Annotated in this window: 16 protein-coding genes, 1 pseudogene and 1 riboswitch; of the genes and pseudogenes, 8 read left to right on the forward strand and 9 right to left on the reverse strand. The window is 67.5% G+C overall.

Translation table 11 applies throughout. From position 1 onward, the window contains the following. The first annotated feature begins 30 nt into the window (after nt 1-30). The 3 genes and pseudogenes from htpG to G578_RS26675 all read left to right on the forward strand — a co-directional run bounded on the left by htpG (nt 31) and on the right by G578_RS26675 (nt 4,430). Nucleotides 31-1,917 carry a molecular chaperone HtpG gene (htpG, locus tag G578_RS0116105; protein ID WP_028795120.1) on the forward strand — a complete coding sequence of 629 codons (1,887 nt, stop codon included), beginning with the start codon at nt 31-33 and terminating at the stop codon, nt 1,915-1,917. Nucleotides 1,918-2,708: 791 nt separating this feature from the next. After that, nucleotides 2,709-3,761 (forward strand): annotated as a pseudogene (locus G578_RS30405) (methyl-accepting chemotaxis protein); the annotation flags it as partial. A 135-nt stretch (nt 3,762-3,896) separates the two neighbouring features. Next, nucleotides 3,897-4,430 carry an aggregation factor core gene (locus G578_RS26675; protein WP_156907358.1) on the forward strand — a complete coding sequence of 178 codons (534 nt, stop codon included), beginning with the start codon at nt 3,897-3,899 and terminating at the stop codon, nt 4,428-4,430. Nucleotides 4,431-4,494: 64 nt separating this feature from the next. Here G578_RS26675 and G578_RS0116120 read toward each other — a convergent pair whose 3' ends face one another. Next, nucleotides 4,495-5,292, reverse strand: coding sequence for a metal ABC transporter permease (locus G578_RS0116120; RefSeq protein ID WP_028795121.1), 798 nt, complete (start codon nt 5,290-5,292; stop codon nt 4,495-4,497). After that, entirely contained in the window at nt 5,285-6,151 is an 867-nt protein-coding gene (locus G578_RS0116125) for an ATP-binding cassette domain-containing protein (protein WP_051244923.1), read from the reverse strand. Before G578_RS0116125 ends, G578_RS0116120 begins: the two co-directional genes overlap by 8 nt. Before the next feature lie 89 nt (nt 6,152-6,240). Here G578_RS0116125 and G578_RS0116130 point away from each other — a divergent pair, with 89 nt between their 5' ends. Further along, nucleotides 6,241-7,197: a zinc ABC transporter substrate-binding protein gene (locus G578_RS0116130; protein WP_028795123.1), complete on the forward strand. Its 957-nt coding sequence runs from the start codon at nt 6,241-6,243 to the stop codon at nt 7,195-7,197. A 416-nt stretch (nt 7,198-7,613) separates the two neighbouring features. Further along, on the forward strand, nt 7,614-9,311 hold the full coding sequence (locus G578_RS0116135; protein WP_169400869.1) for a tetratricopeptide repeat-containing sulfotransferase family protein: 1,698 nt from the start codon (nt 7,614-7,616) through the stop codon (nt 9,309-9,311). A 132-nt stretch (nt 9,312-9,443) separates the two neighbouring features. Here G578_RS0116135 and G578_RS28570 read toward each other — a convergent pair whose 3' ends face one another. Next, complete coding sequence (locus G578_RS28570; RefSeq protein ID WP_169400870.1) at nt 9,444-9,908, reverse strand: PAS domain-containing protein; 465 nt, start codon at nt 9,906-9,908, stop codon at nt 9,444-9,446. 281 nt (nt 9,909-10,189) lie between these two features. Here G578_RS28570 and G578_RS0116145 point away from each other — a divergent pair, with 281 nt between their 5' ends. Beyond that, complete coding sequence (locus G578_RS0116145) at nt 10,190-10,435, forward strand: hypothetical protein (RefSeq protein ID WP_139189433.1); 246 nt, start codon at nt 10,190-10,192, stop codon at nt 10,433-10,435. Nucleotides 10,436-10,653: 218 nt separating this feature from the next. Next, on the forward strand, nt 10,654-11,115 hold the full coding sequence (locus G578_RS0116150; RefSeq protein ID WP_028795126.1) for a PAS domain-containing protein: 462 nt from the start codon (nt 10,654-10,656) through the stop codon (nt 11,113-11,115). Nucleotides 11,116-11,121: 6 nt separating this feature from the next. On the opposite strand, the gene glgB is transcribed toward G578_RS0116150, so the two are convergent. From glgB to G578_RS29600, 6 genes are all read right to left on the reverse strand, one after another. Next, the gene (glgB, locus tag G578_RS0116155) at nt 11,122-13,302 is read right to left on the reverse strand and encodes a 1,4-alpha-glucan branching protein GlgB (protein WP_425425915.1); all 2,181 of its coding nucleotides are present in this window, start codon (nt 13,300-13,302) and stop codon (nt 11,122-11,124) included. 98 nt (nt 13,303-13,400) lie between these two features. Beyond that, nucleotides 13,401-15,827 carry a glycogen/starch/alpha-glucan phosphorylase gene (locus G578_RS0116160; protein WP_084618963.1) on the reverse strand — a complete coding sequence of 809 codons (2,427 nt, stop codon included), beginning with the start codon at nt 15,825-15,827 and terminating at the stop codon, nt 13,401-13,403. Between the two features lie 101 nt (nt 15,828-15,928). Beyond that, on the reverse strand, nt 15,929-17,905 hold the full coding sequence (gene malQ, locus G578_RS26685; RefSeq protein WP_038015134.1) for a 4-alpha-glucanotransferase: 1,977 nt from the start codon (nt 17,903-17,905) through the stop codon (nt 15,929-15,931). After that, nucleotides 17,902-20,013: a glycogen debranching protein GlgX gene (gene glgX, locus G578_RS0116170; protein WP_245565636.1), complete on the reverse strand. Its 2,112-nt coding sequence runs from the start codon at nt 20,011-20,013 to the stop codon at nt 17,902-17,904. The genes malQ and glgX overlap by 4 nt, the downstream gene beginning before the upstream one ends. Before the next feature lie 359 nt (nt 20,014-20,372). Continuing rightward, on the reverse strand, nt 20,373-21,317 hold the full coding sequence (locus G578_RS0116175; RefSeq protein ID WP_028795130.1) for a fumarylacetoacetate hydrolase family protein: 945 nt from the start codon (nt 21,315-21,317) through the stop codon (nt 20,373-20,375). Next, nucleotides 21,280-21,678 carry a hypothetical protein gene (locus G578_RS29600; protein ID WP_139189432.1) on the reverse strand — a complete coding sequence of 133 codons (399 nt, stop codon included), beginning with the start codon at nt 21,676-21,678 and terminating at the stop codon, nt 21,280-21,282. Before G578_RS29600 ends, G578_RS0116175 begins: the two co-directional genes overlap by 38 nt. 80 nt (nt 21,679-21,758) lie before the next feature. Between G578_RS29600 and G578_RS0116185 the strand changes: the two genes are divergently transcribed. Further along, nucleotides 21,759-22,289, forward strand: a complete 531-nt coding sequence (locus tag G578_RS0116185; RefSeq protein WP_093154138.1) for a hypothetical protein — start codon at nt 21,759-21,761, stop codon at nt 22,287-22,289. 66 nt (nt 22,290-22,355) lie between these two features. Continuing rightward, a riboswitch (cobalamin riboswitch) is annotated at nt 22,356-22,548 on the forward strand. Nucleotides 22,549-22,592: the final 44 nt, after the last annotated feature.

The raw sequence follows: 22,592 nt of genomic DNA on the forward strand, positions 1-22,592 counted from the left end.
GTCGACAATAGCAACAACGGACCCACTGCCATGGCTGCCGAAACACGATCTTTTCAAGCCGAAGTTTCGAAGCTTCTGCACATCGTCGCCAACGCGCTCTACAGCGAGCGCGAGGTTTTTCTGCGCGAGCTGATCTCCAACGCCGCCGATGCCTGCGACAAACTCCGCTTTCTGGCGATCTCCAATCCGGATCTGACCGCCGACGACAGCGCTTTCAAGATCCGCATCTCCGCCGACGAGAAGGCGAAGACGCTGACCCTCTCCGATAACGGAGTGGGCATGACCGAGGCCGAGCTGCACGACAATCTCGGCACCATCGCCCGCTCCGGTACGTCGGCCTTCGTCGACGAGATCAGCGGCGACGCCAAGAAGGACACCAGCCTGATCGGCCAGTTCGGCGTCGGCTTCTATTCGGCGTTCATGGTGGCGGACAAGGTCGAGGTCCTGACCCGCAAGGCCGGCGAGAGCACGGGCTGGCTGTGGACCTCCGACGGGCTCGGCGAATACACCGTCGCGCCGGCGGAGAAGGCGACCCGCGGCACCATCATTACCCTGCATCTCAAGAAGGACGCCAAGGAGTTCCTGGAGAAGCAGCGGCTTCAGACCATCGTCCGCACCTATTCCGACCACATCCCGTTCCCGGTGGTGTTCGTGGAGGGCGAGGACGAGGACACCCTGAACCAGGCCTCGGCCCTGTGGACCCGCCCGAAGAGCGAGATCTCCGACGACGACTACAAGGAGTTCTATCACCACGTCGGCCACGCCTTCGACGACCCGTGGATGACGGTGCATTGGAAGGCGGAAGGCCGGATCGAGTACCACGGCCTGCTCTTCGTGCCGTCGCAGCGCCCGTTCGACCTGTTCCACCCGGAGCGCCGCCATCACGTGAAGCTCTACGTGAAGCGGGTCTTCATCACCGACGAGATCGAAGGCCTGGTCCCCTCCTGGCTGCGCTTCCTGAAGGGCGTGGTCGACTGCGAGGATCTGCCGCTCAACGTCAGCCGCGAGATGCTGCAGCACAATCCGGTGGTCGCCACCATCTCCAAGGCGCTGACCAAGCGCGTGCTAGGCGACCTCGCCAAGAAGGCGAAGAAGGAACCGGAGGCCTATGCCGAGTTCTGGCGCAACTTCGGCGCGGTACTGAAAGAAGGGCTGTACGCCGATGGCGCCGAGCACAAGGAGGCGTTGCTCGACCTGGTGCGCTTCAAGTCCACCGCCGGCGACGAGTTGGCCAGCCTGGACGGCTATATCGAGCGCATGAAGGAGGGCCAGGAGGCGATCTACTACATCGCCGCCGAGGACGAGGCCGCCGCCAAGGCCTCGCCGCAGTTGGAAGGCTTCGTGAAGAAGGGCGTGGAGGTCCTGTTCCTCACCGACCCGATCGACGAGTTCTGGGTCCAGACCATGTTCGACGGGGTGAAGGGCAAGCCGCTCAAGTCGATCACCCGCGGCGGCGCCGACCTCGCCGCCATCAAGTCGGGCGACGCGGAGAAGGAGTCCGACGCCGAGACCAAGGACGACGAGGCGAAGGATACCGGCTTGGTCGACGGCCTGATCGTCTCGGTCAAGCTGGCCCTGGGCGCGACCGTGAAGGACGTGCGTACCACCGACCGTCTGTCCGAGAGCCCGGTCTGCCTCGTCGCCGACGAGACCGACATGGACATGAACCTGGAACGGATGCTGCGCCAACATAAGCAGCTCGACCAGGCCGCGCCGCGTGTGCTGGAGGTCAATCCGGACCACGCCCTGATCAAGGGTCTGGCGAAGCTGGTGAAGGACGGCAGGACCGACGGCATCGAGGACGCCGCCCACCTGCTGTTCGAGCAGGCACGTATTCTGGAAGGCGAGCCGGTCAGCGACCCGAAGGCCTTCACCCGGCGCTTCTCGGAGGTCATGGTGAAGGCGCTCGGAGCCTGACCCGGCGGCTCAAGGCGGCCCCGACACAAGGGGTGTCGCGACCGGCGACACCCCGTCGGGCTTTGCCCGACGGCAATCTTTGCACCAAATTCATCTCATATTAACGGATGCCCCCTTAACCATGTTCACCTCATCGAAAGGAGGTGGACATGCTCAATCTCAAAAGCTGGTCCCTCAAGAGCCGCATGGTCGTTCTGGCGGCGCTGGTCGTCATCGTCATCGCCGCCCTTGGCGCGATCCAGTTCAACTCGGCCGACACCGTAAAGACCAAGACGGCGGCGGTAAGCGCGATGCGGGAGAAGGTCGCGGTGCTCACCGATGTCCGGCTCGCCAATATCGAGCTGCTTCTAGCCGCCATGGACTCGATCATCGACAAGGCCGAAGGGCAGATCCAGCCGGAGCGGGCCGAGATCATCGCCAACACGACCGGCTTCATCACCGAGAGCATTCCGACGGTGGCCACCCTGGCCGGGGAGATCGGCGAAAGCGGCCAGGCCTCGACCCTGGACGCCGATTTCGCCGCCCTGGCGAGAGCCATCAAGGTCGACCTCACCGAGGCGATCGCCTCCAATGCCGACGATGCCGCCTTCGCGAAGATCGACGATGTGATCGACGGTGCCGGCGAACGGTTCGCGGCCGCCCTAACGACGGTGTATGACCGGGCGAACACCGCCTTGGAACAACGGCTTGAAGAGAGCCAGCTGGCGGTCGACGACGCCCGGACCATGTCCGTCATCATGGCGGTGGTCGGCCTGCTGGTGATCCTGCCGCTGATCGCCTGGGTGACCCTCAGCGTCGTCCGCGGCCTGAGCGGCCTGTCGACGGCCATGACCACGCTGGCCGACGGCAAGCTGGACACCGACATTCCGTTCACCGACCGCACCGACGAACTCGGCTCCATGGCCGGCACGGTCGAAGTGTTCAAGCGCAACGCCGGGGAGGTGGAGCGCCTGCGCGAGGAGCAAGAGAAGTCCCAGGAGGCCGCCGCCGCCGAACGGCGTGCCGCGATGGTGAAGCTGTCCGACGAGTTCGACGCTTCGGTGCGCTCGGTGGTCAACGGCGTGTCCTCGGCGGCGAACGAGATGAGCGGCACCGCCGACCGGCTGGTGTCCAGCAATTCCCGCATGGTGTCGGAGACCGACGCCGTCGGCTCCATGTCCGACGAGACCAACGCCGCCGTCCAGGCGGTCGCCATGGCCGCCAACGAGCTGAGCGCGTCGATCGCCGAGATCAACCGCCAGGTCGAGCAGTCGGCCCGGACCAGCAAGGATGCGACCGCCAAGGCGCAGGCCACCAACGAGCAGATCGAGAGCCTGGCCGCCGGCGCCGAGAAGATCGGCAATGTGGTGGCCCTGATCCAGGATATCGCGGAGCAGACCAACCTGCTGGCGCTGAACGCGACCATCGAGGCGGCCCGGGCCGGCGATGCCGGCAAGGGCTTCGCCGTCGTGGCGTCCGAGGTGAAGAGCCTCGCCACCCAGACCGCGAAGGCGACCGAGGAGATCGCCGAGCAGATCCGCTCAATCCAGGAGGCGACCTCCGGCGCGGTGGATGCGATCCGGATGATCGCCGAGTCCACCCGGGAGGTCGACGAGATCACAACGACCATCGCCGACTCGATCGACCAGCAGGGCCAGGCGACGCGGGAGATCTCGGAGAGCGCTCAGCAGGCCGCGACCAGCGTGGAGCGCACGGTATCGACGATCCAGTCTGTCAGCGGCCTGTCCCGGGAGACCGGCGCGGATGTGAGTCTGGTGTCCGACTCCATCGGTCAGCTCAACCGCGAGTTCGAGGGCCTGAAGTCGCAGGTCTCGACCTTCGTCGACCGGATCAAGGCCGGCTGAGCGGCGTCCGAACCAAGGCAGAGCGGCGGTAGTGCGGACGGTCATACCCGGGGCACTACCATAACCGCGAATGGGGTTGCATGGCGCGCCGGTCGATCCATCTAGCTGAGAGCCGGATTGGATCGCGAGGGCCGCATGCGCCTGTTTCTGAGCCTCTGCCTGCTGGTTCTCCCGGGCACCGCGCTGGCCGATGCCTGCGGTCCGCGTCTCGTGGCGACCTTCAGCGAGGGCGCGCCGGCGGACCGCTTCACCCTGACCAACACCAGCGATCCCGGCTGGTCGGTCACCGAGGTCGAGATCGATCTCGGCCCGTCGCGCGGGCGGGTCATCTTCGACGTCACCGAACGCGGTGCCGGGCTCAGCGTGTATCAGCCGTTCGAGGAGGCGACCGGCACGGAGGTCATCGCCGACCGCAGCGACGTCACCGACGGCGACAGCCTGCTGACCCTGCGGTTCAGCCGCTTCGCGCCGGGCGACAGCTTCGGCTTCACCATCGACCTGGACGACACCGCCGGCTTCGTGCCGACGGTCGTCTCCACCGACGAGATCGCCGAGGGCCGGGTCCGGGTCCGCTTCACCTCGGACCGGGGCGAGGCGACCCGGGAGGGGTATTTCGACGACAACAGCGAGGCCGATACCGGCCGGCTGGAAGGGTGCTTCGTGTCGTGATGGTGGGAACCGACTGAGTCGGCCCGTGCACCGGCCGCTCCTTCTAAACTCGCACTCCCCGGCCCTACCGGCCCAGGCGGAGTGCCGGTAGTGCCAGGCCCGCCCCGAACAGCAGGATCGCCGCCACCACGATCGACGGCCCCGAAGGCGTGTCCCATTGCAGCGAGGCGAACAGGCCGAGAACCACCGCCAGCACGCCGGTCAGGGCCGCCAGCACCGCCATCGCCTCCGGCGTCGCCGCCAGCCGACGCGCGGCCGCCGCAGGGATGATCAGCAGCGAAGTGATTAGCAGCACGCCCACCACCTTCATCGCCACAGCGATCACCAGCGCCATCAGCAGCATCAGCACCGCCCGCGCCCGCTCCGGGTGCATGCCCTCGGCCGCCGCCAGGTCCGGATGCACGGTGTCGGCGAGCAACGGCCGCCAGAACCAGAACAGCCCGGCCAGCACGACCGCGCCCCCGGCCCAGATCAGCGCGATGTCCGTCACCCCGACCGCCAGCACATCGCCGAACAGCAGCGCGGTCAGGTCGATCCGCACCCAGGTCATCAGCGCGACAAGCACAAGCCCGACCGCCAGGGTCCCATGCGACAGCAGCCCAAGCAGCGCGTCGGTCGACAAGGCCCCGCGCCGGTCGAGCAGCAGAAGCGCGCCGGCGATCGTCGCCGCCACCACGAAGACGCCGAAGACCGGGGCGACCTGCAGCACCAGCGACAGGGCGACGCCGAGCAGGCCGGCATGGGCCATGGTGTCGCCGAAATAGGCCATGCGCCGCCACACCACGAAGCAGCCCAGCGGACCGGCCGTCAGCGCGACGCCGATCCCAGCCAGCAGGGCGCGCACGAAGAAATCGTCAAGCATGGCCCTGACCGTGCCCCTCGTGCGCATGACCGTGGTCGTGCCCGTCATGGTGATGGGCATGGCCGTCGGTGATCGAGCCGTCGGCGTTGCGGATGCGGCCGTCCGGCAGGTGGGTGTGGTCGTGCTGGTGCCGGTAGACCGCCAGCGATCCCGCCGCGCGGCCGCCGAACAGCCGCAGGTATTCCGGGTTCTCCGCCACGGTCTGCGGCGTGCCCCGGCAGCAGACATGGCCGTTCAGGCAGACCACCGTGTCGGTCTCCGCCATGACCACGTGCAGGTCGTGGGAGATCAGCAGGATGCCGCAGCCGGACTCGTCGCGGATGCGCTTGATCAGGCCGTACAGGGTCACCTCGCCGGTGAAATCGACGCCCTGCACCGGTTCGTCCAGGATCAGCAGATCGGGCCGGCGCACCATGGCCCGGGCCAGCAGGGCACGCTGGAACTCGCCGCCAGACAGCGACTGGACCTCGGCCTCGGCCAGGTGCGCGATGCCGACCGCGTCGAGTGCCGCCGCGATCTCCGCGGCGGAATGTCGGGAGGTCAGGGTCATCAGCCGGCGCACCGTGATCGGCAGGGTCCAGTCGATCTGGATCCTCTGCGGCACATAGCCGATCCGAAGCCCGCGACGGGTTTCCGCCCGCCCCTCATCGGCCCGCACGATCCCCGCCGCAACCTTGGCCGTCGTCGTCTTGCCCGACCCGTTCGGGCCGATCAGGGTGACGATCTCCCCCGGCCGGACGTCGAGATCCACATTGCGCGTGAGCCAGCGTCCGGCCCGGTGCACGCCGACGCCCGACAGGCGGACGAGCGGCCCATCCGGCGCATGCGAGACATCCGGCAGACTGGCGGCATTAGCCATCGGTGAACCCTTCGCTTCCCTCTTGCGCGGAGATATGACAGCGGCTACGACTGAGCGCAACGTTATAATATAACATTTCGGAGAGTCCGATGCGGAACCCCCTCACCGCCGCCCCGATCCTGGCCGGTCTTCTGGCCGGTTTCGCCACCCCCGCCTGGGCCGAGCCCTCTGTGGTCGCCACCATCAAGCCGCTGCATTCCCTGGTCGCCGCCGTGATGAAGGGGGTTGCCGAACCGACCCTGCTGATCCCGGGCACCACCTCCCCCCATACCTTCACCCTGAAACCCTCGGACGCCCGAAAGCTCGAGGAGGCGGGGGTGGTCTTCTGGATCGGCCCCGACCTTGAGACAGCGCTGGAGCATCCGCTGGAGACCCTGGCGGCCAAGGCGACGGTGGAGACGATGATGACCGCGCCGGGCATCACCCGGCGCGGCTTCGCCGACGGTGACGACCATGACCACGGGCACGACGCCGAGGACAAAGAGGAAGACGGCCACAAGGAGGCGGACGAGCACGGCCACAATCACGGCGCCCATGACCCGCATATCTGGCTGGATCCGTCGAATGCCGGCGCCATGGTGTCGGTGATCGCCAGCACCCTGAGCGCGGCCATGCCGGCTCACGCCGACACCTTCGCCGCCAACGCCGCCGAGACGATTGCCGCCCTCAGCCGTCTCGACGAGGAGGTCACCGCGACCCTGGAGCCGGTCTGGTTCAAGCCCTACCTGACCTTCCACGACTCGCTCGGTCATTTCGAGGCGCGGTACGGTCTGGCAAAGGGCGAGGCGATCTCGGTCAACCCGGAGATCAAGCCGGGCGCGAAGCGGATCGCCGAGCTGCGCGAGGAGATCGAGGAGGACGGCTTCGTCTGCGTCTTCATCGAGCCGCAGTTCGATCCGTCGATCGCCGAGGTGATCGTGGAGGGCAGCGACGCGAAGATCGCCACCCTGGACCCGCTGGGCAGCGCCCTTGAGGACGGCCCGGGGATGTACCCCGCGCTGATCCGCGGCATCGCCCGGACCCTGCACGACTGCCTGGCCGATTAGCGCGCGCGGGTCTGCTCTATCTCGGCCATCTGAAGTAGTCGGCGGGTCTCCGCGACATAGTGCTGGTCAGCCATGACGCTATCGGGGCCGAAGCGGCGGGCTGGAACGGGGAGGGTTCGGAGACCCGGAATGCGGCATGGCGGCAGTGCCCAGAGTTGTATCCATTGCCGCCGATTATGGAACCGCCCCCCCCGGCGGCTGTCAAAGCCGACCCCGGCAGCCGCTTTCCCTCTCCACCGGAACGATAGAAATTCCGGAATGCCACGGAAGACGCCACTGTCGAGTATCCCCCTCCGACGCCATTTAAGGAGATACCGCAAGCCACCATCGTGGCTGCGCATCTTTTGAGAGCACGCCACTGTCAGTCTTTGCATCGCCGCTCAGCCGACCCGTCGGCAGACATGTGCGGCCGCCCCATGGCTAAGGCCTCTGCCCTTGAGGATGCGCTGGCCCAGGCGCGTGCCCATCACGCGGCGGGTCGGCTCAGACCGTCCCTGGCCGCATACGAAACAGCCTTGAGACTGGAGCCGGCCCATACGGACGCGCTGTTCGGGTCGGCCATGGTGCTGGCCGCCCTCGGCGCCACCGCGGCGGCGCTCGGCCAGGTGGACAAGGCCCTCGCCTACAGCCCCACCCGACCGGACATCGCCTTCGCCCGCGCCTCTCTTCTTCTGGAATCCGAGCGGCTGATCGCCAGCGAGCAGGCCTACCGCGACGCCCTGAGCCTGGCGGAAAGCCCGCGCGGGCTGCTGACCTTCGCCCAGGGCATGCGTCAGCTCGGCCGGCTCGACGCGGCAGAGACGGCGCTGCGCCGCGCGATCCAGCTGCTGCCGAGCCCCCCCGCCCTGCTCGCGCTGTCGGACGTGCTGATCGACCGGTACCGGATCGGCGAAGCGGTGGCCGCCTGTCGCCGCGCCGCGATCCTCGCCCCCGGCCCGGCGGCGAGCCTGCGCCTCGGCACCCGGCTCCTGGAGTCCGGGCAGGCCGACGCGGCGCGCCGGGCGTTCCGGCAGGCCATCGTCCAGATGCCCACCAACACCGCGGCGCACTACAGTCTCGCCCGGATCACCCGCCATACCGGCGAGGACGCCAGGGTCCGCGATCTGATGCGCCTGGCCAGCACCTCCGAGTTGCCGGCGCGCCAGCGTGCCGACGTCCACTTCGCCCTCTTCAAAGTGCGCGAGGACCTCGGCGACACCGACGGCGCCTTTCAGCATCTCGCCCAGGCGAACGCCCTGGTGCGCGGCCAGCTCACTTACGCCACCGACGCCGATCAGCGCTATTTCGACCGCATCGGGCAGGCCTTCGATGCGGTCGGCGGCGCCGGTGCGACGGCGACCTCGGGGCCCGGCACCGGCCAGATCTTCGTGGTCGGCCTTCCGCGATCCGGAACCACGCTGGTCGAGCAGATCCTCGCCAGCCACCCGATGGTGCATGGCGCCGGCGAGATCCAGAACCTGCGCCTGGCGATGCTCCGCGGGTTCGAGCGGGACAACCTCCAGGACGGCTTTCCCGATGGCGCCCGGCGGCTCGACACCGCCGGCTGGCACGCGGTGGGCGAGGCATACGTCGCCTCCCTGGAGCCGAGCGGCCGGCCGTTCACCGTGAACAAGACGCCGGGCAACTTCCAGATGGTCCCGGCGATCTGGTCGGCGCTTCCCGGCGCGCGGATCGTGCATTGTCGACGCAGTCCGCTCGACACCTGCTTCTCGATCTTCCGGCACAATTTTGTCGGCTGGGGCCTGCACTATGCCTACGATCAGGAGGAGGTCGCCGCACTCTATGGCATCTACGACCGGTTCATGACCCATTGGGAGGAGCGCCGGCCCGGGGGCGTGTTCACCCTGTCCTACGAGACCCTCGTGGCGGATCCCGAAACGGTGGCGCGGGCCCTTCTGGACTATTGCGGCCTGCCCTGGGACGACCGCTGCCTCGACTTCGCGAACACGCGGCGGATCGTGCGCACGGCCAGCGTCGAGCAGGTTCGACAGCCGATCCATACCCAGGCGATCGGGTCCTGGCGCCGCTACGCCCGCCACCTCGGCCCGATGCGCGCGCGGCTGCGTGCCGCCGGGATCGACGCGGAATCCCAGAGCCAAATCCGACCATATTGAATCCTTTCATGATTCAATACGGTCGGTGAATTTGTCTCTAAAACAATGAGATAGAGCAGAGTCACGCACGCTGACGCGATCACGAAGCGATCCCGTCACCGCACGATCTGCTCTAATTCATGCGGATCTCTGTCAGGCCTTCTGAGCGGGCCGGACACCGTTGGAGAAGATCGCGACGAAGACCTGATCGGCGTCTCCGCCCGGCCGTGTCGAGACCGGCAGCAGCACCCGTTCGGTGACGCTGAAATCCTTCTGAAAGACCTTGATCAGATGTGCCGTCGGCTCGCGACGGTCACGAACCTGGCGCAGGTCGGCGAGGAAACTCGAGCCGAACCGCGCATCGACCTCCGACGCGCGCCGGCCGGTCCAGTTCTCGCCCGTAAGATTGCCGACATAGGTGCCTTCGAGCCGGTTGCGGAAATCGTCCCGATCCGGCTCGTACTCGTAGACGCTGAGGTATCCAAGCCACCTGGTCAGATGCAGGGGGTCGAAGGCGCCCCGGTCCGGGACGCCGCCATCGCGTCGGCTGGACTGCCAATAGGCAAGAAGCGCGGCGGCCAGCGGGCTGAGATCGCGGTCCGACGTCTCCAGTCGCACGCTCGGCCTCTTGCCCAGCCGTTCCTCGCGTCGTTCCGCGACGCCCACCGGCAAGGGCGTGTCAGGTCGTCGGAAGATCTTCATGCCGGTCGGGTCGCTCCCTGGTACGCGAGACTGCTAGTGTTTTTGATTAAAACACAATCTAGAGCGGCGACGTAGCCCGGCAATCCGCCTCCGAATGGATGTGAATTTTCTCACACGATAACCAGCCGCCTGGACGGTTCGGCCTCGAATCACCTAAGGTTCACCCGCGCTGATTCCGGCGTCGGGCGGGACCTGGAATGTCTAGAAAAAACGTTGTCCTGAAGGCGATCGCAGAGGTGCTCGGGCGAAAGAGCTCCGCATATTCGGACCTCGCCAGTGCGATCGAGAACAACGACAACCTCAGCCTGATCCTCTGTCAGCAGACGCTGGAAAGCCTGCCGATCGAAACCAAGACCGCCCTGTGGTCGAGGGTTCGCGACCTGGAAGACGCCATGGCGAAAGGCCTGGTGGACGATGAGGACGATGCCCGGGGCATTGCCTGAGGCCGGTCGACCGACATACGATCAGCCTTAACGGATCCCTCATACTTGCGGATGTACGCTTCGGCTCCGCCGATTGCGTCAGTCCGTCGATGGACCGAGCGGGACGAGCCAGCCGCTAGCCGGAGACACGGAGATGTGCCTGCCGCCCCTTTTCCCTTGGATGTAAGCCGATGTCCCGACCGATAAGACAGGCGACAGGACGCTTTCGTCAGGAGCGATTGCAGATCCTCGATCCCGCAAGCGCGGAGACCGATCTGGCAACGCATGCAAGGGCGCTGGCGCTGCTGAAGGCCTGGCACAAGTGGCGCGGCGAGCGGCCGATACCCGAGCGCGCCGACGTCGACCCCATCGACATACCGGCGCTGCTGGAGCACATCCTGCTGCTTGAGGTGGAGGACGGCGACTTTCGATTCCGTCTGGTCGGCGAGACCATCGCCAGCCGCTACGCCGTCCGGATGAAGGGCCGGTCGATCTGCGAGCTGATGGGCGGCACCAGCCTCGACGAGACCCTTTACGAGCATCGACGCTGCGCCGAGGACCGCTGCGCGGTGCTGATCACCAATACCGAGGCGATGACCTCTCTCGGCGACATCCGAAGTTACACCCGCCTTCTGCTGCCCCTGGGCGGCACGGGCCGCCGGGCGGATCACATCATCGGCGTGATGCAGTTCTACCGCTGATCCCGCTCACCCCGTGTGCTCCAGAACCACGCCCGACAGCGGCGGCAGGTCGACGACGATCGACTGGGCGAAGCCGTCCCAGGGGATGGTCTCGCTGTCCGCCGTCTCGCGCACCGGCGCGCCGCTCCCGCCATAGGCCGTGGCGTCGGTGTTGATCCGCAGGCTCCAGCTTCCGCCGGCCGGAACGCCGAGGCGCCAGCCCGGGCGCGGCATCGGCGTGAAATTGAACGCGGCGGCCACCGGGGCGTCCCCCTGCTCTCCGTACCGGGCCCAGGCGATCACGGATTCCGCTTCCGCCCCGCCGTTGATCCAGCCGAAGCCGTCCTCGCGCGCGTCGCGCCGGTACAGGGCCGGCAGATCGCGGTAGAGCCGGTTCAGGTCGCGCACCAGTGTCTTCAACCCGGCATGATCGCCGGACTCCAGCGCCGCCCAGTCCAGCTCGGCGTCGTGGTCCCATTCCTTGGCCTGGCCGAACTCGCCGCCCATGAACAGCAGCTTCTTGCCCGGATGGGTCCACATGTAGGCGTAGTAGGTCCGCAGGTTGGCGAAGCGCTGCCCACGGTCGCCCGGCATCCGGCCGAGCAGCGAGCCCTTGCCGTGCACCACCTCGTCATGGCTCAGCGGCAGGATGAAGTTCTCGCTGAACGCATAATGCAGCCCGAAGGTCATCTTCGAGTGGTGATAGCGCCGGTGGACCGGATCCTCCTTCATGTATTCCAGGGTGTCGTTCATCCACCCCATGTTCCACTTGAAGCCGAAACCGAGCCCGTCCTCGCTGGTCGGCCGGGTCACCCCGGGCCAGGCGGTGGATTCCTCGGCGATGGTCATGACCGAGCTGTCGGCGCCGTAGACCACCTCGTTCATCCGCTTCAGCAGGGCGATCGCCTCCAGGTTCTCGCGCCCGCCATGGATGTTGGGCACCCATTCGCCGTCGTCGCGGCTGTAGTCGCGGTACAGCATGGAGGCCACGGCATCGACCCGCAGGCCGTCGGCGTGGTGCGCCTCCAGCCAGTACAGGGCGTTGGCGATCAGGAAGTTCGACACCTCGCGCCGACCGTAATTGTAGATCAGGGTGTTCCAGTCCTTGTGGAACCCCTCGCGCGGATCGGCATGCTCGTAGAGCGGCGTGCCGTCGAACTGGCCGAGCCCATGCGGGTCGCTCGGGAAGTGGCCGGGCACCCAGTCGAGGATCAGGCCGAGCCCGTGGGCGTGGCAGGCGGCGACGAAATCGCGGAACTCCTCGGGACGGCCGAAACGGATTGACGGCGCGAACAACCCCACCGGCTGATAACCCCAGGAACCGTCGAACGGAAATTCCGAGATCGGCATCACCTCGATATGGGTGAAGCCCATCTCGGCCACGTATGGCACCAGTTCCTCGGCCAGCTCCTTGTAGGACAGCATGCGGCCGTCCTCTTCCCAGCGCCGCTTCCACGATCCCAGGTGAACCTCATAGATGGAGATCGGAGCGTCGACCCGGTTGCGGGCGGCGCGGTCCCGCATCCACTCCCCGTCAGGCCAGCCATAGCCGCGCAGGTCGCGCACGATGGAGGAGGTCTCGGGCGGATGCTGCGAGCCGAAGCCGATCGGATCGGCCTTCAGCGGCAGCAGCTTCCCGCCGGGACCGCGGATCTCGTATTTGTACTGGGTGCCGGCCTCGATGCCGGGCAGGAAGATTTCCCACACACCGGTGGCGCCGCGCCGGCGCATCACATGCCGGCGGCCGTCCCAGGCGTTGAACTCGCCGACGACCGAGACCCGCATCGCATGGGGCGCCCAGACGGCAAAATGCACACCGTCCACGCCCTCGTGGGTCATCGGATGGGCACCGAGAATCTGCCACAGGCGCAGGTGGCTGCCTTCGGAGAGGTAGTATTCGTCCTGCTCGCCGATCACCGGCGGAAGGGCGTAGGGGTCGACCACCTCCCAGGTATCCTGGCCCCGATGGGCGCGCAGGCTGTACGGGCCGGGATGGCTGCCGAGTCTGCCGGCGAAGACCCCCTCCGCCCCGGCGGGCGCCAGGTCGGCTACCGGTTTACCGGACGTTCCGGAAATCAGCTCGACGCGCTCGGCGCCGGGCAGGAAGGCCCGCACGACGACGCCGTCGTCCTGCGGATGGATGCCAAGAACCGAGAACGGATCCGGGAAGATTCCCCGGGCGATATCGGCGGCGGTGGTCGGATCGATGAGCTGTGTCTCGTCGGTCATGGATCTCCGCTTTGCCGTCTGTTGTCAGGTCGACGTCTCCGCCTGTCGAGGCGGGCGGACGGTCGACGCCGCGGGCGTTACACCCGCGCGTCCACCTCCCAGACGTCCTTCGCGTAGCCGCGGATCGTGCGGTCGGAAGAGAACCACCCCATTGGGGCGGTATTGAGGACGGCACTTCTGGCCCAGGCGTTCTTGTCGGCCCAGGCGGCATCGACCTCGCGCTGCGCCGCGTAATAGGCGTCGAAGTCGGCGCAGACCATGAACCAGTCATGGCCCCGCAGATTGTCCACCAGCGCGCGATAGCGCTCCGGGTCCTCCGGTGAGAAGAGCCCCGAGGCGATCTGCTCCACCACCTCGGCCAGGCGCGGCGATGCGGCGATCGCCGCCGAGGGGTCGTATCCCTGCTCGCGCGACTGGGTGACTTCGTCGGCGGTCTTGCCGAAGATGAAGATGTTCTCGTCGCCGACCCGCTCGCGGATCTCCACATTGGCGCCGTCCAGGGTGCCGATGGTCAGCGCGCCGTTCATGGCGAACTTCATGTTGCCGGTGCCCGACGCCTCCATCCCGGCGGTGGAGATCTGCTCGCTGAGATCGGCGGCGGGGATCAGCACCTCGGCCATGGAGACGTTGTAGTTCGGCGGATAGACGATCGCGAGCCGGTCCCGGGTCTCCTCGTCGGCGTTCACCGTGCGGCCGATATCGTTGATCAGCTTGATGATCAGCTTGGCCATGGCATAGCCGGGCGCGGCCTTGCCGCCGAAGATCCGCACCCGCGGCGCGAAGGGGGCCGAGGGGTTGCGCTTCATCTCGTTCCAGGCGGCCGCCGCCTCCAGGATGTTCATGAGCTGGCGCTTGTATTCGTGGATGCGCTTGATCTGGATGTCGAACATCGCCGTCGGGTCGACGGTGATGTCCAGCTTGGCCTTCAGGTATTTCGTCAGCAAGTCCTTGTTGGTCTGCTTGGCCTTGGAGAAGCGTGTCCGGAAGCCGGCATCGTCGGCCAGGGGGGCTATGACCTTGAGCTGTTCCAGATCGGTCTCCCAGCCATGCCCGACCGCTTCGGTCAGCAGGCTGGCCAGCGCCGGGTTGCAGCCGGCGAGCCAGCGCCGCGGCGTCACGCCGTTGGTCTGGTTCACGATCCGGTCCGGATGCAGCGCGTGCAGGTCGCGGAAGACGGTGCGCTTCATCAGGTCGGTATGCAGGGCCGACACGCCGTTGACCTTGCGCGCGGAGATGAAGGCGAGGTCGCCCATGCGCACGTTGCCGCCGTCGATGATCTTCACGCTGTCCGGCCGCGGCTGGTTGGCGGCATGGGTCGAGACCGCGTGGGCCTCGTCGATGCGCTCGATGAGCTGCATGTGGCGCGGCAGCACGCGCCACATGAGGTCGACCGGCCAGCGCTCCAGCGCCTCCGGCATCAGGGTGTGGTTGGTGTAATGCAGGCATCCGCGCGCCACTAGGAACGCCTCGTCGAACTCGAGCCCATGCTCGTCGACCAGGATGCGCACCAGTTCCGGACCGGCGATCGCCGGGTGGGTGTCGTTGAGCTGGACCGCGACCTTTTCCGGCAGCTTGCGGATGTCCTTGTGGTGGGCAACGAACCGGCGCACCAGATCGCGCAGGGAGGCGGCGGTGAAGAAAAACTCCTGCTTCAGGCGCAGTTCCTTGCCCTGGGGCGTGCTGTCGTCGGGATAGAGCACCCGGCTGATGGTCTCGGCCAGCACCGCCGGAGCCGCCGCCGCCAGATAGTCGCCGCGCGAGAACGGCTCGAGGTCGTAGACCTGGGTCGCCTGGGCCGACCACAGGCGCAGGGTATTCACCCAGCGGCCTCGCCAGCCGGGCACCGGTGTGTCGTAGGCGGCCGCAAGAACCGTCTCCGCCGGCTCCCAGACCGTGCGTCCGTCCTCCTTCTGGCGGACCTCGCCGCCGAAGCCGATCGGATAGACGCTTTCGGAGCGCTGGAACTCCCAGGGATGCACCTGGGTCAGCCAGTCCTCGGGCTGCTCGATCTGCCAGCCTTCGCGGAAGCGCTGCTTGAACAGGCCATGCTCGTAGCGGATGCCGTAACCGTAGGCGGCGACCCCGACGGTCGACATGCTGTCCAGGAAGCAGGCCGCCAGCCGGCCCAGACCGCCGTTGCCGAGGGCGGCGTCGGGCTCGTCGTCGACCACCTCGTCGTAGTTCACGCCGAAGCGGTACATGGCGCGGCGGGCATGGTCCTCGATGCCGAGATTGAGAACCGCATCCTCCAGCAGCCGACCGATCAGGAACTCCATGGAGAGGTAATAGACCCGCTTGCGGTCTTCGGCGTAGATCCGACGCGTGGTCTCGAACCAGGGATCGACCACGAGATCCCGCACCGCCCGCGACAGGGCCATGCGCCAGTCCGCCAGGGAGGCCGCCGCCGTGGTCTTGCCGATCGAGTAGAGCAGGTGGTCGTGGATGGCGTTTTCCAGATCTCCGGACGCCGTCCGCGCCCGAGCCAGGGCCTGCAATCCATGCATATGAAGTATCCCTTCGCTATCACCTGCGATATCCGAAACCCCACCGGCCGGCCGGTGGAATCCGTACCCGTCTCGTTCTGCTGCGTTTCCCGCCCGCTTGTCTATCTATCGCGCGCTCGGCGATTTTCCACCGAGCGCCGCACGGGTTCCAAGGCGGGGACTTCTTCCAGATCCCCTATCGCCACGGGGCATTTTAGGCGCCAGTTCGGGTATTCGTCGACCGTTCCCGGAAAATTGGGCTGCTCGAGCCGGGCGAAAACGTCGTCGAGCTGCACGGCGATCAGGTCCGACGCGCCGTCCCCGAGGGCGGCGTGAAGACGGGCGACATGGGCCGCGTCCAGGTCTTGCGGCGGCTCGTCCGCGGCGCCGTCGACCAGCCAGTGCAGCCGCCTGCGGTCCCAGTCCCGCCGCTGGCGGGCCCCCGCCGCGGCCTCCGCGTCGAGCTGGCCGAATGCCTGCTGCCGTTCGATCTCCCACCCCTGCCAGAAACCGCGCACCGTCGGGGTATCGTGGGTGGAGAAGCTGGCCAGAGTCGCGGTGCGGTACTCAGACGGGTCTGTCAGGTCGCCGTCGGGATCGCGTTCGAACTGGGCGACCGAGCAGCCATAGAGCCGCGACTCGGCGAGCCGGTCGCGCAGACCCTCCGGAAGAACGCCCAGGTCCTCGCCGATGATGATGCAGCCCGCGTGAAACGCCTCCACCTTGGTGAGGGCGAGCAGGAGATCGGTCGGATAGCGCACATAGGCGCCGGGGGTTCCGTCCTCCGGCACCCAGAAACAGCGCATGAAGCCGAGCACATGATCGATCCGCGCGAGGCCGGCATGGCCGACCACGGCGCGCATCGCGTCGACGAAGGGCCGGAACAGGTCGTTCTGCAATCCGAGCGGCGAGATCGGCGCCAGACCCCAGACCTGCCCCTTGGCGTTGAACTGATCCGGCGGCGTGCCGAGCGACACGCCCCGGGCAAAGGAATTCGGCTCGCCCCAGACCTCGGCCCCGTCCGGGCGGACGCCGATGGCGAGATCGACATACAGGCCGAGCGCCATCCCCGCCGACCTGGCGCTGCGCTGGGCCGAGGCGAGCTGGCTGTCGGCGAGCCACTGCAGATAGGCGTGGTACTCGACCTCGCGCTCGTTCTCGGCGGCGAAACGCAGCACGGCCGAGGCGGTCGGATGCTTCAGCGTCTCCGGCCAGGCGCGCCAGTCCGCCCCATGGACCAGGGACAGGGCCTCGAAGGTGGCGAAATCCTGCAGCGCCGCGCCGGACCGCGCACGGAAGGCGCGGAAATCCTCCGCCGCCACGGTGTCCATCCGTCGATGCTGCTCACGCAGCAGCCGGTCCAAGGCATGCCGCCCGCCGGCGTAGTCGATCTGCTGCCGCGCGCGCAGATCGGCCCCTTCCTCGGCATCGTCCAGGGGCGCGATGTGGCTGGTGTTGAGGAAGCCGCGATGGGTCGGCGAATACGGGCTGATGGTCCCCGACGCCGCCCCGAGGGCATGCACCGGATTGATGCCGAGGAAATCCACACCCTGCCTGCCCAGCGCCTCGGCGGCCGCCCCGAGATCGCGATAGGTCCCTATGCCCAGGTTCTCGTCCGACCGCAGACCATAGAGGGCCGTCGTAACCCCCCATCTCGGCGCCGCCAGGCCCCGCGCCGCCAGATCCGGAGCCGCGTCGGGGGCCGCGACGACGAGGGTCTGTCGCTCCTGGACGATGAGCACATGCAGACCGACCGCCAGGGCCGGCAGGGCGATCACACCCTCCTGGGAACGGCCGCCATGCAGGCGCTCGGCGGTCCGGGGATCGGGGGCCAGGCGCCATTCGACGTCCCAACCCTGAATCCTCAGGTCCGCCGGCTCGCCCGCCCTGACGACCACGGCGGCGGGCAGCGACCGGACCGCCGCCTCGGCCTGCAGGTGCCCCAGGGTCTCGCCCGGATGATCCGCATCCAGGCCCATCGCGGCGAGCAGGGCGCGCTTGGTGTCCGCCGAGGCGACATGCTCGACGGCAGCGAGGTCGCGATAGCGATCGAAGATACCGGCATGGGCGGCGAGTGCGTCCAGGGCGGTGTCTGTCATTCGGTCGTCCCGTTTCGGTTCAAGGCAAAGATCACGACGCTTTCCGCGGTCACGGATTCCTGCTCGCGCACCGGCCGCTCCTCCTCGGTCGGCGCCGCCGTGTCGAGGCAGCGGATCCAGGCCCGTCCGTCCGGCGCTTCGGGCAGGGCGAGGGAGCGGTCGCGGTTCCCCGCATTGAACGCCAGGAACACGTCGTCGTCGATCAGCGACGGGTTGGCCGCCTCGGCCGAGCCCCGCACCCGCAGGCAGAAGATGCCCAGCCCCGGGTCGCGCCAGTTGACGGCGCCGCCGTCGAAGGCCCGCCAGATCACATCGGGCTGGCCGTCCTCAGCCCGGACGCGGCCGTGCAGGAAGCGGCCCTGGCGCAGGGCGGGATGGGATCTGCGCAGCGCCGTCAACCGCTGGACGAAGGCCAGCAGGTCCCGGTCGGCATTGGGCCAGTCGATCCAGCCGATCTCGTTGTCCTGGCAATAGGCGTTGTTGTTCCCGCCCTGGCTGTTGGCGATCTCGTCGCCGGCGAGCAGCATCGGCGTTCCCTGCGAGACCAGAAGGGTGGTCAGGATGTTGCGCCGCCGCCGGTCCCGGCGCGCCAGGATCTGCGGATCCTCGCTCGGTCCTTCGGCCCCGCAATTGTCGCTGTAATTGCCCTCGTGGCCGTCGCGATTGTCCTCGCCGTTGGCCTCGTTGTGCTTCTCGTTATAGGCGGTGACGTCGGCCAGGGTGAAACCGTCATGGGCGGTGATCAAGTTCAGCGAGCTCCAGGCCGGGCGCCCTCCCTCGTCGAACAGCTCCGCCGAGCCCAGCAGCCGGGCCGCCAGGCCATGGGCGCCGTGGTCGTCGCCGCGCCAGAACTTGCGCACCTCGTCGCGATAGCGGTCGTTCCACTCGGCGAAGGGGAACGGAAAGCCGCCCAGCCGATAGCCGCCCGGGCCGATATCCCAAGGCTCGGCGATCAGCTTCACACCCGACAGGACCGGGTCCTGGGTCATGGCGTCCAACAGGCCGGCGCTCGCCTCGAACCCCTTCTCCTCGCGGCCGAGCACCGTGGCGAGGTCGAAGCGGAACCCGTCGACGCCCATCTGCTCGACCCAGTAGCGCAGGCTGTCGAGCACCAGCCGGGTGACGAACGGATGGGCGGTGTTCAGCGTATGGCCGCAGCCGGTGTCGTCGGCGTAGTAGCGGGGCCGCCCGCGCTGCAGGCGGTAATAGGCGGCGTTGTCGAGGCCGCGGAACGACACCGTCGGGCCGCGCTGGTCGGCCTCGCCGGTGTGGTTGTAGACCACGTCCATCAGGACCTCGATCCCGGCGTCGTGCAGCCGTTTGACCGCCTCGCGGAAGCCCTCCACGCCGGACGGGCCGGCATAGCGGGCATCGGGCACGAAATAGGCGATCGGGCTGTAGCCCCAGTAGTTCACCAGTCCCTTATCGGCCAGGAACCCCTCGTCCAGGATTCCCTGGATCGGCAACAGCTCGACGGCGGTCACGCCCAGCGCCTGCAGATGCTCGATCACCTTGGGGTGGCCGAGCGCGTCATAGGTCCCGCGCAGCGGGGCGTCGACCGCCTCGAACTGTTTGGTCAGGCCCTTCACGTGGGCCTCGTAGATGATGCTGTCGGCCCAGGGCGTGCGCGGGCGCGACCCAGCCCCCGCCGGGGCCGCCGGATCCAGCACCACGCTTTTGGGCACGAAGGGCGCGCTGTCCCGGCCGTCGAAGGAGAGATCCTCGTCGGCCGCCCGCACGTCGAAGCCGTACAGCGCGTCGCTTTGTACGAAGGCGCCGTCGAGGGCCCTGGCATAGGGATCGAGCAGAAGCTTGTTCGGGTTGAAGCGTTGGCCGCGCTCCGGCGCGTAGCCGCCATGCGCCCGATAGCCGTAGCGCGTGCCGGCCTTCAGGCCAGGCAGGTAGCCGTGCCAGACCGGCCCGCTGCGCTCCGGGAGGTCAAGCTTCTCGGTCTCATTGCCTTCGGCATCGAAAAGGCAGAGCTCGATCCGCGCGGCGTTCTCGGAAAAGACAGCGAAGCTCACCCCGTCGCGGTCGGCATGGGCGCCGAGGCGATGATAGTCGCCGGCCAGGATCTCCAATGAGAACTCCTTCAGGGTGGCTAACACGCGATGATATCAAGCATATCGGCTCCACAGCAAAGTGCCACCACGCGTGTGCTGCGGTGCGATAGGCGTTGGGACTGCGGCAGAAATGGCCCGCGCACGTCGAAGAACAAGAACGGGCCTGTCGATGTGAGACTCAACGCGATCGGGCCGGGGCGGTTCCGAGGTGGGGAAGCGGTTCTTCTTCCCCCTTACCTCAAACTCACTCCCCGGCCTTGTGCCGGGACCTACGGCCATGCGCGGCTAGCGATGCAGGACACTCATGAGCGTCGATGCGCTTCTGGGAGTAGCCCCCGACACAAGGCCGGGGAGTGTCCGGTTTTTTTTCTGGAGGCAAAGAGAGGCAACCCTCGCCCCATGCCCTACTTCGCGTATTTCCCGGTGAGCTGCGGCGTATACGGGCCCGACAGCCCCTTCTCCTTGTGCTGCAGGCGGCTGTCGCGGCCCCAGGTGCGTTTGAGCGGGTCGCTGACGGAGACCTTCAGCACGCCCATGCCGGCCACCTCAAGCTCGATCCGGTCGCCGTCCATGAACGGGCTGAGCCCCCGGTGATTGGTGCCGGTGGCGACGATATCGCCCGGCTCCAGCGTATGCATGGCGCTGAGCCACTCGATGCAGCGCGGGATCTTGTGCGCCATGTCGGAGGTGTTGAAAGACTGCCGGGTCTCGCCGTTGACGGTGAGCCGAACGTCCAGGTTGTTGGGATCCGCCACCTCGTCCTTGGTGACCAGGTACGGGCCGATCGGCGCGAAGGTCTCGCGCGACTTCACCTGGAAGAACTGGTTGCCGGCCGGCGGCAGATTCCGGGCCGAGCCGTCGATGAAGTTCATGTAGCCGAAGACGTAGTCCATCGCCTCGTCAGCCGAGACATTGGAGCAGCGCTTGCCGATGACCAGCGCCAGCTCCGCCTCGCCCTCGAACACGTCGGCCGGCACGTCCGGCAGGACCATGGTGCCGCCGGTGCCGATGATCGCGCTGGGCGACTTGTGGAAGCCGTTGATCAGCGGCTTCTCGGTCAGGGTGCCGTTCTCCATGTAGTTCACCGCCATGCAGTCGATCTGCCGCGGCTGGGGCAGCGGCGGCCGGATCGTGACGCTGTCCAGCGCCACCGGCCTGCCGGAGGAGACGGCCGACTCGATCGCGCCCTTCGTCTCGTCGTACGCGGCGATCACGGCATTGATCAGGCCCCGGTTGTCCAGGTGGGGCAGATGCGCGACGGCATCGGTCACATCGACCACGCCATCGCCGGACAGAACGCCCAGCCGCCAGTCACCGAGATCCGGGTGATCGAAATACAGAAACTTCATGGCCGCTTTCTCCCTGTGCGCCGTCGCCTTCAAATCGGGCTTGGGCGCGATCATAGGCAGGTCCGTCGACGAGGGGAACGCATGCCGGACGCTCGGAGGCATCGATCTCGGCGGCCATGGCGATGCCGGCCACCGCCGGCAGGGCCACTTGGTAGGCGGTATCGCCGCCGGTCGCCGGATGGATCAGCACCACGGAACAGACGAGCACCGCCGACCCGGATCCGGCGAGGCCCATGAAGACCCGCTCGACGGATTCCGGGACGGCGCCTTTTCGTTCAAGAACGGCGATGGCGACACCGCATCCGGCGGTGGCCAGCAGCAACGCAAGGGTGACTAGGCTCAGGATCAGGGAAATCGACATGAGACGCGCCTTCTTGTTGCAACTCATTCTCAATTTCAGTATCTACAAATGAGAACCGGTCGCAACAAGGGATTTCTGCGATGGCCAACCTCACCGAACTCCGACCCGCTCACCGCCGCCCGTCTGCGGCGCGGACACCGATCTGCCGGTTGACCACCGGCGAGGCCCTGATCGTCTGGGCGATCCGGCACTGGGTTCAGTCGGTGAAGGCGCGGCTGGACCCACGCGACCTGCTGCGCTGCGGCTTCGCCACGATCGAGGCCGAGGACGTGACCGACTCGGTCGACCGGCTGCTGATGATCACCCTGCATGAAGCGACGACCGTGCGGGATGTCGGCTGTGTGCGCTGCCCGACCCTGGGCGAAGGGGAGCGCGATATCCTCCAGGCGGTCGCCCTGTCCCAGCGCGGCAGGCGGGACGAGGCGCTGTCGGTGGCTCAGACCTGGCTGCCGCTCTCGGCCGCCCTGCGCGCCTATGACGACATCGCGGCGATCGGACAGGCCCTGTCCGGCGCGGATATGATCGTGCCGATGCGCGAGGACCTGCAGCCCGAGGCCTGGTGGATCGAGGGGCTTGCGACCCATCACGAGGGATCGGCCCTGCTGCACTGACGACCGGGCTGGTGGCCGGGCGCCCCGGATCGCGGCGAAATCCCTTGCAAGACCGGGCGGGAAACCAGAGACTGCGGCTGTCGTGATGACCGGTGCCCGACAGGGATTCCCGGTCAGGGAAGCCGGTGCGAGACCGGCGCTGCCCCCGCAACTGTAAGCGGCGAGCGACCCCCGACGAGCCACCGGACATGCGCCGGGAAGGACGGGGGTTCGCGTCCGAGCCGTAAGCCAGGAGACCGATCGCGACACGTCACCATCCGCCGGGCGGGGTGTTCCGACGGTAGGGCCGAGGCCCGAACGGTG

Origin of the sequence: Thalassobaculum salexigens DSM 19539, from assembly GCF_000423805.1 — a bacterium.
In the GTDB taxonomy this organism is placed as follows: domain Bacteria; phylum Pseudomonadota; class Alphaproteobacteria; order Thalassobaculales; family Thalassobaculaceae; genus Thalassobaculum; species Thalassobaculum litoreum.

Coding starts and splice junctions, on each gene's coding strand:
- htpG (WP_028795120.1), top strand. CDS start 31: ATGGCTGCCGAAACACGATCTTTTCAAGCCGAAGTTTCGAAGCTTCTG.
- G578_RS26675 (WP_156907358.1), top strand. CDS start 3,897: ATGCGCCTGTTTCTGAGCCTCTGCCTGCTGGTTCTCCCGGGCACCGCG.
- G578_RS0116120 (WP_028795121.1), bottom strand. CDS start 5,292: ATGCTTGACGATTTCTTCGTGCGCGCCCTGCTGGCTGGGATCGGCGTC.
- G578_RS0116125 (WP_051244923.1), bottom strand. CDS start 6,151: ATGGCTAATGCCGCCAGTCTGCCGGATGTCTCGCATGCGCCGGATGGG.
- G578_RS0116130 (WP_028795123.1), top strand. CDS start 6,241: ATGCGGAACCCCCTCACCGCCGCCCCGATCCTGGCCGGTCTTCTGGCC.
- G578_RS0116135 (WP_169400869.1), top strand. CDS start 7,614: ATGGCTAAGGCCTCTGCCCTTGAGGATGCGCTGGCCCAGGCGCGTGCC.
- G578_RS0116145 (WP_139189433.1), top strand. CDS start 10,190: ATGTCTAGAAAAAACGTTGTCCTGAAGGCGATCGCAGAGGTGCTCGGG.
- G578_RS0116160 (WP_084618963.1), bottom strand. CDS start 15,827: ATGCATGGATTGCAGGCCCTGGCTCGGGCGCGGACGGCGTCCGGAGAT.
- malQ (WP_038015134.1), bottom strand. CDS start 17,905: ATGACAGACACCGCCCTGGACGCACTCGCCGCCCATGCCGGTATCTTC.
- G578_RS0116175 (WP_028795130.1), bottom strand. CDS start 21,317: ATGAAGTTTCTGTATTTCGATCACCCGGATCTCGGTGACTGGCGGCTG.
- G578_RS29600 (WP_139189432.1), bottom strand. CDS start 21,678: ATGTCGATTTCCCTGATCCTGAGCCTAGTCACCCTTGCGTTGCTGCTG.
- G578_RS0116185 (WP_093154138.1), top strand. CDS start 21,759: ATGGCCAACCTCACCGAACTCCGACCCGCTCACCGCCGCCCGTCTGCG.